The organism is Aeromonas sp. S19(2024), assembly GCF_041402625.1.
Classification (GTDB): domain Bacteria; phylum Pseudomonadota; class Gammaproteobacteria; order Enterobacterales; family Aeromonadaceae; genus Aeromonas; species Aeromonas caviae.
In genome coordinates this window covers 632920-646259 of the sequence record NZ_JBGLQU010000002.1, presented here as the reverse complement: position 1 = coordinate 646259, position 13340 = coordinate 632920, and the positions used below count along the sequence as shown (strand labels likewise).

Here is a 13340-nt window from a genome sequence, read left to right as displayed (position 1 = left end):
CCATCAACGTAATGCGCATTCGTCATGATGACCCGAAGGCCCCGTCTGGTAATCCATCCCTGCTACCACCCCAATGTTCGTATGGGAGGCCTCTTATACACCCGGGGAACTGAACAATAAATTAATGTCTGTGATTTCTGCCCAGCGGTTCACCCTTCTCGTCCCCCCCCTGCCCCCGCCAAAGCGAGGGCAGCTTGGCCCATCAGGCCAATGCGCACACCCCAAAACAGGACGGGTCGGCCCTTGCCAGGCTGCCAAGCCAGATGAAACCCGTTACAGTGTGAACATGCCCCAATGGACGGGGTACTCATGGAGCCAGGTATGGCAAGACAGCTCTCTTCTCACACACTTTCCTTGCTGGCGGTGCTTGCCGGCGTCTCTGCCGGTCTTGTGACAAAGGCCCGTGCCAGCGACGAGAGCCTGGTGCAACAGCGCGCCAACGCCGTCGTCTCCCTGATGAGCTACGCCGTGGTACCGGATATCACCGCCAGCAACCTGGATATCGGCAGCGGCACCAACGACACCTCCGCCCTCACCATCACCCAGCTCGGGGGTGGCGCCACCCTGAGCAAGGATGTTCCCCTCTATCTGGAGGGCACCCTGGGTTACAGCCGCTACGATCCCCAGTTCGTGTTCACCGATGGCAACGAGACCCGCACCATTCCCACCAAATGGAACAGCCTGAGCGCCACCGGCGGCATCGGCTGGGATGTCGGCGTCCACCGGGATCGCTTTGGTGGCAATCTGGTGCTGCGGCCCATCGCCAATGTCACCCTGGGCACGGTGGCCAGCGACCTTCGCATCGGGGCCGCCCTGCTCGAGCACAGGAGCGGCAAGAATCTGGACTTCCTCGACGGCGGCACCCTCAATGTCTACGGCCTCGGCGGCTCATTGATGCTGGACTATGAGCTCTTCTCCGCCGCCCAGGACATCGATGCCGAGCTGCGCTACTCCTACCAGCATCTGCAAAGCTTCACCGGCACCGCCGAGAGCGTCAGCGGTCAGGCCGATGCGGAAAACCTCGGGCTTTACCTGCGCCGCCGCGCCCCCCTGTGGCACTGGACCCTGCTGGACAGGCCCCTTCGCTACGTGCTGGAAGGGGCCAGAACCGAATACCTGGGGCAGCAACGGGGGCTGCTCGGTTTCAACAGCCTCAACTCCCTGGGACTTGGCCTCGAACTCGACAGCAGCAAGTACGACATCTTCATCACCCGCACCCGGCTGGTGGCCCGCTATATGTTCAGCAACAGTACCAGCGGCTACTCCATCGGACTGGCGATGAGTTTTTAGCCCTCTCACGCCATTGGCCTTCTCTGCCTGTACGCCATGGTGGATGCCCCTCTGGAGCCAAAATTGCGTGATGTACCGCCCAGTTGATAAAGATTGTTCTTCATTCCTGCACACCACTCACTACAGTCATGCTTTGTCGCCCACTCAACTCCATCTGGCACCAGTGGGCCCCATGTTCATTGCCAGCCAACAGGACTGGCTAGTAGCGCCGGATATGGCTTCGACAGCCAAGGAGGAATGAGATGGATGTGACCAGTCTGCTGGCACCGTTGCTGACCAAACTCTGGTTTGTGTTCCCCTTGCTGTTGCTGGCCGCGATAGTCAAAAGCCCCTGGTTCAAAGGGATGGTCGGGGAGTGGTTTCTCAATCTCTGCCTCGGGCTCTTTCTCGACAAACGGGAATATCACCTGCTCAAGGATGTGACCCTGCCGATTTCTCAGGGCACTACCCAGATAGATCATGTGATTGTTTCGCGGTTTGGCCTGTTCGTGATCGAAACAAAAAACATGAAAGGATGGATATTTGGCAATCCGGCCCATAAAAGCTGGACTCAGCAGATATATCGCCGCAAGCATCGTTTTCAAAACCCGCTGCATCAAAATCATCTACACGTCATGACCCTGAAGGCCCTGTTGGGCCTAGCGGATCAGCAACTGCACTCAGTGATTTACTTTATTGGCGACTGTACTTTCAAGACGCCAATGCCGGACAACGTCATGAACCGTGGATTGATCCGATATATCAAGGAGAAGACCACACAGGTATTGACCCCTGCCGACATCATCCAGGTGGTCAAGACCATCCAGCAAACACGATTGACTCCCAACTGGCAGACCCACAGACAACATGTTGCACAACTAAAGGAGCGCCACATGGCGCCCTCACGAAAATCGCCCTCTGCAGCCCTTCTGGCTGACAACACGACTGCCTCCTCTCGCATCCTGCCTGCTCCTACGGAGCAGAGTCCTGCATGCCCCCGATGTGGCAACCCTATGGTATTGCGTACCGCCAGCCGAGGGGAGCATAAAGGCACCCAGTTTTGGGGATGCAGCGGATATCCAAAATGCAGGGGGATGACATCATTCAAAATTACACGCTAGAAAAATAACCGCGGTACAGACCTGGCAACCATGGGGCCATAATCACAAACCCAGATAACCTCTATTCAAAGGAATTGATGAATGAGCATAAAAAAAATATCGGTAACAATGGTGATCGCCAGCATGAGTATATTGCTGACATCCTGCGCATCTGACCCGCAGCCAACATGGAGAAAAGAGGGCGTGTCACACGATGACACTCTCACTGCATTGTCTCAATGCAAATACGAGATCCGTCTGAACAATATCTCTGATGAGGAAAAAAACGAAGTCATCACCGATTGTATGCAGGCCAAGGGGTATCGCTGGAGAGCCTATTAATGACTTCAGCCGGTTGTCATTAATCATGGCAACCGGCTGTTATATTTCTTACTGACCAAACGCCTCATCACTGAATTGTCGCCATCTTCCGTACGCAAGATTGCTCCCTGTCATCCACCCGCTTGGCAAACCAGGCGGTGGTGAGGTTGCGGGTGATCTTGGGGCTCTTTAGCTGGATACCGGGCAAGATGGCGCGGGGTTGCCGTGTCCCGGCCTGTTTGTCGGCCAGGGCGAAGACCCTGTGGTAGAGATCGCTTTTGGCAAAGTCGTTGCTGTCCCCGAGCTTCAGGCTCTGGTGAATGGCTTGCTTGCTCATGTTGACGCGGCTGGCGATGCTGTGGACCGCGAGTTCGGTCTTGCCGGGCAGATCCGAGTCGTAGCGGATGAGATCCCCGTCCAGGGCCAGGGGCTTGCCACTCACCCGGCTTACCGCCGCCTGGAAGGCCGCATTGCGGCTCGCGTACCAGCCCGCATTGAAGTCGGCGAAGCGATAGAGGGTATCCGGGTAGTCGGCGGGATAGCCGAAGATGTGTTTCGTGCCAAACCAGATGCCGCCCCGACGAGTGAACACCTCGTGGCGAATGGACTCCTTCACGGGATAGGGGTAGCCACGGGCGTTGGCTTCGGCAAAGGCGACGCTCACCTGCATGGGGCCGCCGGTGCGCACCGGGTTGAGGTTGCCAAAGAGCTGCTTGCCCATGGGGACGCTGCCTATCATGTCTTCGAAGATCTCGCTCATCTCCCGCTCGGTGCGAAGTTTGTCGATACGCTCGGCATAGCTCTTGCCGGTGGGGGATTGGATGGAGAGGGCCGTGCGCACCATGAAGTCGGGGATCAGCAGCTTGCCGGCCCGGGCATTGATCTCCTTCCAGGCAATCTTGTTGAGGTTGGGCACCACGGGGTCCGCCTGATAGGTCGCCTCCTGCTCCGCCACCGCCAGCACGCTGCAGACGTTGTGATCGCTCACCGTCAGTCCCTGGGTGGTGAGCGCCGTCACCACGTCATTGGCCCAGCCTGGCTTGTCCACCACGTTGCGCGGCAGGAAACGCACGATGCGGCTCTTCATGTCGGCCGGTTTTTGCGGCTGCATCGCCTTAGGCGTGGGTCGCCCCGCCGGCGTCGCCGTGCTGATCGGGGCGGGAGGCTCGCTGGCACAACCTGACAGCAGGGCAAGGGAAAGCAGTGACAGCCAGCGCCAATGGGCATCAAGCAAGGAGTGAGAAGGGATCATGAAGGCTTCCTGAAGAGCGGGACCTGCCCCTCATCGCGAATGAGAGGGCTCGAATGCATGGAAGCGGACATTGTAGGGAACAAGTCTGACAAGATGAAGGCGGATGAACCTGCTGGCCCGCTGGCTGCGGCATCCCCTGGCGTCATCACGCCAGCTCCACCCGGTTGCGTCCCAGGTGCTTGGCCTGATAGAGGGCGAGATCGGTGCGCTGGAGCAGGGCATCCACCCCCTCCCCGCTCTGGCTAATGCCCAGGGCAAGGCTCACGGTGAATCTTACCCCGTCACCTGAGACCAGCTCTTCGGTCGCGCACCTTATCTGCTCCGCCAGCGCACGGGCCTTGTCGCCCGTCATGCCGGGCAGCCAGATGGCAAACTCCTCTCCCCCAAGGCGTGCCACCACCCCATCCAATGGGCAGAGCTGGCGCAGCAGGGTGCTGAATTCACGCAGCACATTGTCGCCGATGGCGTGGCCATAGCGATCGTTGATCAGCTTGAAGTGATCGAGATCCAGCAGCAGGAGCGGCGTCCCCTCCTCTCCGTGCGCCTCCAGCACGGCGCGAAACGCCCGGCGATTGGAGAGCCCGGTCAGCTCGTCTGACATGGCAAGGGAGGAGAGCCGCATCTGGGTGCCATACATCTGCTGCACCATCAGCAGCACACCCCAGGCCGAGGCCAGCATGCCGATCGTGCGCAGGCTGTCTTCCACCGTGGAGAGCCACCAGGGCTGGAAATAGGCCTCATCCATCAGATCGATGACGCCGGAGACGAGCCAGAGGGTCAGCCCGCCGGTGAGGGAGAGATAGGTTTTCAAGGTGATCTGGGCACACTGCACCACCCAGAACATGAACAGCAGGGTCAGCACGTTGAGCGCTTCGGCCAGAGCCCCGACGGTATAGAGGTTGTGCTCCGCCAGGGGATCAAAGCTGGCCCCGCCCAGGATACCCGTCAGCAGCAGCAGACAGGGCAGGCTCACCAGCGCGAGACGACGGCAGGGAGGAAGCGAGAAGAACCGGGCGGGGTGAACGGATAACCTGAGGGGAGTCTTCATCATGTTTTGGGCTCCAAGCGCGCATGTCTTCTATCCCGAATGGCAGCCGTTGGCTGCCATCGCCAGCGAACCCCGACGGCATTCCTGGTGGCAAATCACTGATATTGTGGGCCGATTTTTCCATAAAAAACAATCCCCTCACCATATGGGTCAGGGGATTGTTGCAACGGGGACGGCGCGATCTGCCGTGACATCGGGGTGGGCGGCCCTTCCCTGCTCGCCCTCACGGCAAGCGGGCAGTGCCGCCTCAGGCGCTCTGGCGCAGGGCCTGATGCTGGGCGGCGCCGTTGATCACCGCCTGCAGGGAGGCGTTGACCACGTCGCGACCGACGGCGACGCCACACATCCGGGTGCCCTCGACGCTCAGCAGCACATAGGCGGCGGCGCGGGATTCGGTGCCGGCGGTGAGCGCATGCTCGGAGTAATCCAGCACATCGATGTGCATGCCGGTCTGACGCTGCCAGCCGTTGACCAGGGCGGTGATGGCTCCCTCCCCTTCACCGCACAGTTGCAGGGTGCCGTGGGGGGTCTGCAACTCCAGGCGCAGGCTCTCCTGACTGTCATGACCGAGCTGGAAGCGCCCGATGCGATAGCCGTGGGCAGGCTCGAGATAGTGCTGCTCGAACAGGGTACGGATCTGCTCCGGGCTGATTTCGCTGCTGCTCGCCTCAGCCTCGGCCTGCACCCGGCGGCTGAAGTCGATTTGCAGCCAGCGCGGCAGTTGCAGACCGAGGTCACGTTCCAGCAGATAGGTCACCCCTCCCTTGCCGGACTGGCTGTTGATGCGGATCACCGCCTCGTAGCTGCGACCGAGATCGGCAGGATCGATGGGCAGGTAAGCCACGTCCCAGTAGTGATCCGGTTTTTCTGCCGCGAGAGACTTGCGGATGGCGTCCTGGTGGCTGCCGGAAAACGCCGTGTAGACCAGCTCGCCGGCATAGGGGTGGCGCGGGTGCAGGGCAATCTGGGTGCAGGCCCCCACTGTGGCGACGATGGCATCCATGTCGGACAGGTCCAGCTCGGGGTCAATCCCCTGGCTGTAGAGGTTCATGGCCATGGTGACGATGTCCATGTTGCCGGTGCGCTCCCCGTTGCCGAGCAGGGTGCCCTCAATGCGATCCGCCCCCGCCAGCACCGCCAGCTCGGCGGCGGCCACCCCGCAGCCTCTGTCGTTGTGGGTGTGGATGGAGATGCTCACCTCGGGTCGCGCCTTGAGGTGTCGGCAGAACCACTCCACCTGATCCGCAAACACGTTGGGGGTGCTCACCTCCACCGTGGCGGGGAGGTTCAGGATCATGGGACGGGCAGCGGCGCGCCACTCGTCGATGACGGCGTCACACACCTCGACGGCGAACTCCACCTCGGTGCTGCTGAAGCTCTCCGGAGAATACTGGAAACTCCACTCGGTGCCCGGATTGCGGGCCGCATACTCCCTCACCCAGCGCGCCCCCTGCACGGCGATGGCCTTGACCCCGTCCTTGCCTGAGTTGAACACATAGTTGCGCTGGGTCGGGTTGACCGAGTTGTAGACGTGAACGATGGCCCGCTTCGCCCCCTTGAGCGCCTCGAAGGTGCGGGCGATCAGATCTTCGCGCGCCTGCACCAGCACCTGGATGGTGACGTCATCGGGGATGAGGTTGCGCTCGATGAGTTCGCGCACAAAATCGAAGTCGGGCTGGGAGGCCGCCGGGAAGCCCACCTCGATGTGCTTGAAACCGATGTGGGTCATCAGCGCCCACATTTGCAGCTTCTGGGCCACCGTCATGGGCTCGACCAGCGCCTGGTTGCCATCGCGCAGGTCCACGGCGCACCAGAGCGGTGCCCGCTCCAGTACCCGGTTGGGCCACTGGCGATCCGCCAGGTTGATCACGGGGGCACGGCGGTATTTGCGATGATCGAAGCTCATATTCAGATTCCCTTGACGGATGGGCGAGGCGCCGGACCACCGGGCCGACAGGCGGGTGGGGCAAGGAGGGGAAGCGGGTTGGTGCGGTAACACCGGCCCTGACGAGTCGCGCGGCGGTAACCCCGCGACCGGTTTTCCTGCGGCCCCCGTCGGTCACCGGGGCCGGCCACGGCAGCCGGATCGGGCTGCGGGCGCTGATCCTCTCGCACGCCACCTTTCGGTGTGTCGGCGCAGACGACCTTGTTTGTATGAGCACCCAGTATAGGGAGGTTGTGGGGGTGAGAGATTGCGAAGATTGCACCCCATCATGCCAATTCAGCAATATTGATGCAGTGAAAGTTCATTCATGGGGTGAGTATCACCACCCATGATGCATTATCCGCCATCTCACCCATCTTCCTTGAAGGCGTTTCCCCGGAAGTGGCAGGGCGCAGGCAATAAAAAACCCCGCCATTGCTGGCGGGGTTTGCGTGCATCGAGCGGGCAGCGTGCTGCCGGAGCTCTTAGCGGTTGTTCACCTTCTCGTGCAGCTCCTGCACCGAATTCACATTGGCGGTGGCATCGACACTGATGGCCATGCAGGTGGCGAAGGCCGCGTGCAGCGTGGTGGTGTAGGCCACCTTGTGCTGCAGGGCGCCACGGCGCAGCTGCTTGGAGTCCTCGATGGCCTGACGACCCTCGGCGGTGTTGACGATGTAGGTGTACTCGCCATTCTTGATGCGATCCAGAATGTGCGGACGCCCCTCGTGCACCTTGTTGACCAGACGCGGGTTGATGCTCGCCTCGCCCAAGGTCACGGCGGTGCCGTGGGTGGCGTCGAGGTCATAGCCCAGTTCCAGCAGCTTGGCGGCCAGGTTCACCACCCGCTCCTTGTCGCCGTGACGCACGGACAAGAGGGCGCGACCTTCGCTCGGTACCTGGTGACCGGCACCCAGCTGCGCCTTGGCATAGGCCTCGGCGAAGCTGCTGCCCACTCCCATGACTTCACCGGTGGAGCGCATTTCCGGCCCCAGCAGCGGGTCCACACCCGGGAACTTGGCGAACGGCAGTACCACTTCCTTCACCGAGTAGTAGGGCGGGATGATCTCGGTGGTGAAGCCCTGTTCTTTCAGGCTCTGACCGGCCATGACGCGGGCGGCGATCTTCGCCAGCGGGGCACCGGTGGCCTTGGAGACAAACGGCACGGTACGGGCGGCACGGGGGTTCACCTCGATGAGGTAAATCTCGTTGTCTTTCACCGCGAACTGCACGTTCATCAGACCGACCACGCCGAGTTCCAGCGCCAGCTTGCGTACCTGCTCGCGCATCTCGTCCTGGATGGCCTTGGACAGGGTGTAGGGCGGCAGGGAGCAGGCGGAGTCACCGGAGTGGATACCGGCCTGTTCGATGTGCTCCATGATGCCGCCGATGACCACGTCAACACCGTCGCAGATGGCGTCCACGTCCACCTCGGTGGCGTCGTCCAGGAAGCGGTCCAGCAGCACCGGAGACTCGTTGGAGACGCTCACTGCCTCGGCGAAGTAGCGGCGCAGGTCCTGCTCGTCATAGACGATTTCCATGGCGCGGCCACCCAGCACGTAGGAGGGACGAACCACCAGCGGGTAGGTGATGCGCGTGGCCAGTTGCACGGCCTGCTCCAGGGCGGTGACGGTGCCGTTTTCCGGCTGCTTGAGCCCCAGGCGCTCGACGGCGGACTGGAAGCGCTCGCGATCTTCCGCGCGGTCGATGGCATCCGGGCTGGTCCCGATGACCGGCACGCCGTTGGCTTCCAATGCCCGCGCCAGTTTCAGCGGAGTCTGGCCGCCGTACTGGACGATGACGCCCTTGGGCTGCTCGACCCGCACGATTTCCAGCACGTCTTCCAGGGTGACTGGCTCGAAGTAGAGACGGTCGGAAGTGTCGTAGTCGGTGGAGACGGTTTCCGGGTTGCAGTTGACCATGATGGTCTCGTAACCGTCTTCGCGCAGGGCCAGCGCCGCGTGTACGCAGCAGTAGTCGAACTCGATGCCCTGACCGATACGGTTCGGGCCGCCACCGATGACCATGATCTTGTCGCGGTTGGTGGGGTTGGCCTCGCACTCCTCGTCATAGCTGGAGTACATGTAGGCGGTGTTGGTGGCGAACTCGGCCGCGCAGGTATCGACCCGCTTGTAGACCGGGAAGATGTTGTGGCGGGCACGCAATTTACGCACTTCACCTTCGGCCACGCCGAGGATCTTGGCCAGACGGGCGTCGGCAAAGCCTTTGCGCTTGAGGGCGCGCAGGAAGTCGGCGTCAAGACCGGCCATGCCGCGCTCTTTCACCTGCTCTTCGAGCTTGACCAGCTCTTCAATCTGCACCAGGAACCAGGGGTCAATCTTGGTCAGCTTGAACACGCCGTCCATGGAGAGGCCGGCGCGGAAGGCGTCGGCGATGTAGAAGATGCGCTCGGCACCGGCATCCTGCAGCTCGTGACGGATGCGGGTCAGGGAGTCGGGGGCGTTCAGGTCAACCATGGGGTCGAAGCCGGTCTTGCCGGTCTCGAGACCACGCAGGGCCTTGTGCAGGGACTCCTGGAAGTTGCGGCCGATGGCCATCACTTCACCCACGGACTTCATCTGGGTGGTCAGACGGTCGTTGGCGCCGGCAAACTTCTCGAAGTTGAAGCGCGGTACCTTGGTGACCACGTAGTCGATGGCCGGCTCGAAGGAGGCCGGAGTGCGACCACCGGTGATGTCGTTCATCAGCTCGTCCAGGGTGTAACCGATGGCGAGCTTGGCGGCGATCTTGGCGATGGGGAAGCCGGTCGCCTTGGAGGCCAGCGCAGAGGAGCGCGACACCCGCGGGTTCATCTCGATGATGACCATGCGGCCGTCTTTGGGGTTGATGCCGAACTGGACGTTGGAACCGCCGGTCTCGACGCCGATCTCGCGCAGCACCGCCATGGAGGCGTTGCGCATGATCTGGTACTCCTTGTCGGTCAGCGTCTGGGCTGGCGCGACCGTGATGGAGTCACCGGTGTGGATGCCCATGGGGTCGAAGTTCTCGATGGCGCAGACGATGATGCAGTTGTCGTTGCGATCCCGCACCACTTCCATCTCGTACTCTTTCCAGCCGATGAGCGACTCGTCGATGAGCAGCTCCTTGGTCGGGGAGAGATCCAGACCGCGCTCGCAGATCTCCACGAACTCTTCGGTGTTGTAGGCGATGCCGCCGCCCGAGCCACCCATGGTAAAGGAAGGACGGATGATGCAGGGGAAGCCGACCATCTGCTGCACGCCCCAGGCCTCTTCCATGTTGTGGGCGATGCCGGCGCGCGGGCACTCCAGGCCAATGCTGCGCATCGCCTTGTCAAAGCGGGAGCGATCCTCGGCCTTGTCGATGGCGTCGGCGGTGGCGCCGATCATCTCGACACCGAACTCCTTGAGCACGCCATGCTGCTCCAGCGCCAGGGCGCAGTTCAGCGCAGTCTGACCACCCATGGTGGGCAGGATGGCGTCCGGGCGCTCTTTCTTGATGATCTCGCGCACCACTTCCCAGGTGATGGGCTCGATGTAGGTGGCGTCGGCCATCTCCGGGTCGGTCATGATGGTGGCCGGGTTGGAGTTCACCAGGATGACGCGGTAGCCCTCTTCTTTCAGGGCCTTGCACGCCTGGGCGCCGGAGTAGTCGAATTCGCAGGCCTGGCCGATGACGATGGGGCCGGCGCCGAGGATCAGGATGCTCTGTAGGTCGTTACGTTTTGGCATGGCTCTCTTTATCCTCTTAGGCGCGATACTGCTTAATCAATTCAATAAAGTGGTCGAACAGACCGGCACAATCGTGCGGGCCCGGGCTCGCTTCGGGGTGACCCTGGAAGCTGAAGGCCGGACGGTCGGTGCGATGGATGCCCTGGAGCGACCCATCGAACAGGGAGACGTGGGTGGCACGCAGGCACTCGGGCAGGGTCTGCTCGTCCACCGCAAAGCCGTGGTTCTGGGCGGTGATCATCACGGTGTTGTCGTCCAGACTCTTCACCGGGTGATTGGCACCGTGGTGGCCGAACTTCATCTTGATGGTCTTGGCGCCGGAGGCCAGGCCCAGCAACTGGTGGCCCAGGCAGATACCGAACACAGGGGTGCTGGTATCAAGGAAAGCCTTGATAGCTTCGATGGCGTAGTCGCACGGCTCGGGGTCGCCGGGGCCGTTGGAGAGGAAGATGCCATCCGGGTTCATCGCCAGTACCTCGGCGGCCGGGGTCTTGGCCGGCACCACGGTCAGGCGGCAGCCACGGTCCACCAGCATGCGCAGGATGTTGCGCTTCACGCCGAAGTCGTAGGCCACCACGTGGTATTTCAGCTCATCGGCCGCCGGGGTGACGTGACCCTTGCCGAGCTGCCAGCTGCCTTCAGTCCAGCTGTAGGATTCGCTCACGGTCACTTCCTTGGCCAGGTCCATCCCCTTCAAACCGGGGAAGGCGCGGGCCTGTTCGAGGGCATGGGCTTCATCGAGCTGCTTGCCGGCCAGGATGCAACCGGCCTGGGCGCCTTTTTCACGCAGGATGCGGGTCAGCTTGCGGGTGTCGATGTCGGCGATGCCAACGATGTTGTGGGACTTGAGGTAATCGGAGAGGGATTGCTGATTGCGGAAGTTGGAGGCCAGTATCGGAAGGTCCCGGATGATGAGGCCCTGAGCATGGACCTGACTGGACTCTTCATCTTCGCTGTTGGTGCCGGTGTTGCCTATATGGGGGTAAGTGAGGGTAACGATCTGACGGGAATAGGAGGGATCTGTGAGGATTTCCTGATAACCCGTCATCGACGTGTTGAAAACCACTTCACCAACGGAACATCCCTCGGCGCCTATCGACACGCCTTTGAACACAGTTCCATCTTCCAGCACTAGCAATGCAGTGTGATTCAAGACAACCTCCAGTTATTTAGCTTTAAATTCAGCAATTTACCTGGGTGTTGCGGGCTCGGTTCCGGTCTTTGACAGGACTCGAACCCGGCAGATTTCTGGCAAATTGGGCGCATTCTACTTAAAAACGATCTCATTTCAACGTCTTTTCTCGTTTGAAATGCATCTAAATTCAATAAACAAGCAACATTACCCATTATCTATGCACTCACTCGCTTTGCAACCCCCTCTTCAAAAAGAAAAGCCAAACACAGACAACAAAGCGGCGCCCGATGCCATGCAACGTACAAAAAACCAAATTTACCACTTAATAAACAGCAAGATAGAAAATTAAAAAATAAACAACACAACAGCAAAAACACCATTTGAAGCCAGAAAAGTGAACGCCAAGAATGGAAAACGTTTTTCTTGGATTGCATTTTTAGTCTATTTCACATCAAGGCAAAATGCCCCCCGCAGGGGAATATTGAGACCCAAACCCGTTACCCCTTGATGACATTTTTGTCGCAAGAGGGTGGCAGGCTTGTAAGAATGGCAGGATTTAGCGAGGTTCACTCAAAAAGTGATGATTAAGGCTCATTTCTACAAAAAAGTGACAAAAAACCCCGGCGGACCGGGGTTTGGCAACCAGTACGGGAGTCTGCACTCCCCCTGAAGACGGTTTATTTCAGACCGAGCACATCCTGCATATCATAGAGACCGGCCCCTTGCTGGCCGAGCCACTTGCCCGCCCGCACTGCACCGTTGGCGAAGGTCAGACGGCTGGAAGCCTTGTGGCTGATCTCGACCCGCTCGCCGATGTCGGCGAACATGACGGTGTGCTCCCCCACCAGATCGCCGGCGCGGATGGTGGCAAAGCCGATGGTGTTGCGATCCCGCTCACCGGTGATCCCCTCACGGCCATAGACGGCGCACTCTTTGAGATCCCGGCCCAGGGTTTTCGCCACCACTTCCCCCATGGAGAGCGCAGTGCCGGACGGAGCATCCACCTTGTGTCTGTGGTGCCCCTCGATGATCTCGATGTCGGTGTACTCCCCCATCACCCTGGCCGCCTGCTCCAGCAGCTTGAACACCAGGTTGACCCCGACCGAGTAGTTGGAGGCGAAGACGATGCCGATCTGCTTGCCCGCCTCGTGCAGGGCCGCCTTGCCCGCCTCGTCAAAGCCGGTGGTGCCGATCACCATCTGCTTGCCATGCGCCAGTGCAAAGGCGAGGTTCGCCAGGGTCACCTCGGGGCGGGTGAAGTCGATGATGAGATCGAACTCGTCCTTCACCTTCTCCAGACTGTCGCTGATGATGACGCCAAGGCGCCCCAGGCCGTTGAGTTCACCCGCATCCAGACCGATCACGGCAGAGCCCGGTCGTTCCAGCGCCGCTCCCACCACCACGCCCTCGGCGTTGGCGATAGCCTCCAGCAGCACCTTGCCCATACGACCATTACAGCCCATCACGGCCACACGGATCGGATTGTCCATCTCCACCCTCTCATCTCTTTATTATGGAAAGAGACCGTTTTACCAGCCCGCGCCCCCTTTGAAAAGCCCGATCTGGCCCGCCAAACCACCC

General features: G+C 60.8%; 9 protein-coding genes. 3 read left to right on the top strand and 6 right to left on the bottom strand.

Annotated features, from left to right (window positions below):
- Nucleotides 1-321 precede the first annotated feature (321 nt).
- The 3 genes from ACB037_RS07405 (at nucleotide 322) to ACB037_RS07395 (ending at nucleotide 2711) form a co-directional block, all read left to right on the top strand.
- The gene (locus ACB037_RS07405) at nucleotides 322-1290 is read left to right on the top strand and encodes a hypothetical protein (protein WP_371175108.1); all 969 of its coding nucleotides are present in this window, start codon (nucleotides 322-324) and stop codon (nucleotides 1288-1290) included.
- A gap of 242 nt (nucleotides 1291-1532) precedes the next feature.
- Nucleotides 1533-2390, top strand: a complete 858-nt coding sequence (locus ACB037_RS07400) for an NERD domain-containing protein (protein ID WP_371175107.1) — start codon at nucleotides 1533-1535, stop codon at nucleotides 2388-2390.
- An 81-nt stretch (nucleotides 2391-2471) separates the two neighbouring features.
- On the top strand, nucleotides 2472-2711 hold the full coding sequence (locus tag ACB037_RS07395; RefSeq protein ID WP_052224769.1) for a hypothetical protein: 240 nt from the start codon (nucleotides 2472-2474) through the stop codon (nucleotides 2709-2711).
- Between the two features lie 67 nt (nucleotides 2712-2778).
- On the opposite strand, the gene ACB037_RS07390 is transcribed toward ACB037_RS07395, so the two are convergent.
- The 6 genes from ACB037_RS07390 to dapB all read right to left on the bottom strand — a co-directional run bounded on the left by ACB037_RS07390 (nucleotide 2779) and on the right by dapB (nucleotide 13249).
- On the bottom strand, nucleotides 2779-3942 hold the full coding sequence (locus ACB037_RS07390; protein WP_371175106.1) for a DUF1615 domain-containing protein: 1164 nt from the start codon (nucleotides 3940-3942) through the stop codon (nucleotides 2779-2781).
- 145 nt (nucleotides 3943-4087) lie between these two features.
- Nucleotides 4088-4993, bottom strand: a complete 906-nt coding sequence (locus tag ACB037_RS07385; RefSeq protein WP_371175105.1) for a GGDEF domain-containing protein — start codon at nucleotides 4991-4993, stop codon at nucleotides 4088-4090.
- Between the two features lie 244 nt (nucleotides 4994-5237).
- Nucleotides 5238-6896: a 2-isopropylmalate synthase gene (leuA, locus tag ACB037_RS07380; RefSeq protein ID WP_041213099.1), complete on the bottom strand. Its 1659-nt coding sequence runs from the start codon at nucleotides 6894-6896 to the stop codon at nucleotides 5238-5240.
- A gap of 503 nt (nucleotides 6897-7399) precedes the next feature.
- Nucleotides 7400-10624: a carbamoyl-phosphate synthase large subunit gene (gene carB / locus ACB037_RS07375; RefSeq protein ID WP_010675188.1), complete on the bottom strand. Its 3225-nt coding sequence runs from the start codon at nucleotides 10622-10624 to the stop codon at nucleotides 7400-7402.
- Between the two features lie 16 nt (nucleotides 10625-10640).
- The gene (gene carA, locus ACB037_RS07370; protein WP_010675189.1) at nucleotides 10641-11777 is read right to left on the bottom strand and encodes a glutamine-hydrolyzing carbamoyl-phosphate synthase small subunit; all 1137 of its coding nucleotides are present in this window, start codon (nucleotides 11775-11777) and stop codon (nucleotides 10641-10643) included.
- Nucleotides 11778-12436: 659 nt separating this feature from the next.
- A complete protein-coding gene (gene dapB / locus ACB037_RS07365; protein WP_010675190.1) occupies nucleotides 12437-13249 on the bottom strand; it encodes a 4-hydroxy-tetrahydrodipicolinate reductase in 813 nt (270 codons plus the stop codon).
- Nucleotides 13250-13340: the final 91 nt, after the last annotated feature.

Excerpts from the sequence above, each read along its gene's own strand:
- ACB037_RS07405 (WP_371175108.1), top strand. The coding sequence starts at position 322 with ATGGCAAGACAGCTCTCTTCTCACACACTTTCCTTGCTGGCGGTGCTT.
- ACB037_RS07400 (WP_371175107.1), top strand. The coding sequence starts at position 1,533 with ATGGATGTGACCAGTCTGCTGGCACCGTTGCTGACCAAACTCTGGTTT.
- ACB037_RS07395 (WP_052224769.1), top strand. The coding sequence starts at position 2,472 with ATGAGCATAAAAAAAATATCGGTAACAATGGTGATCGCCAGCATGAGT.
- ACB037_RS07390 (WP_371175106.1), bottom strand. The coding sequence starts at position 3,942 with ATGATCCCTTCTCACTCCTTGCTTGATGCCCATTGGCGCTGGCTGTCA.
- ACB037_RS07385 (WP_371175105.1), bottom strand. The coding sequence starts at position 4,993 with ATGATGAAGACTCCCCTCAGGTTATCCGTTCACCCCGCCCGGTTCTTC.
- leuA (WP_041213099.1), bottom strand. The coding sequence starts at position 6,896 with ATGAGCTTCGATCATCGCAAATACCGCCGTGCCCCCGTGATCAACCTG.
- carB (WP_010675188.1), bottom strand. The coding sequence starts at position 10,624 with ATGCCAAAACGTAACGACCTACAGAGCATCCTGATCCTCGGCGCCGGC.
- dapB (WP_010675190.1), bottom strand. The coding sequence starts at position 13,249 with ATGGACAATCCGATCCGTGTGGCCGTGATGGGCTGTAATGGTCGTATG.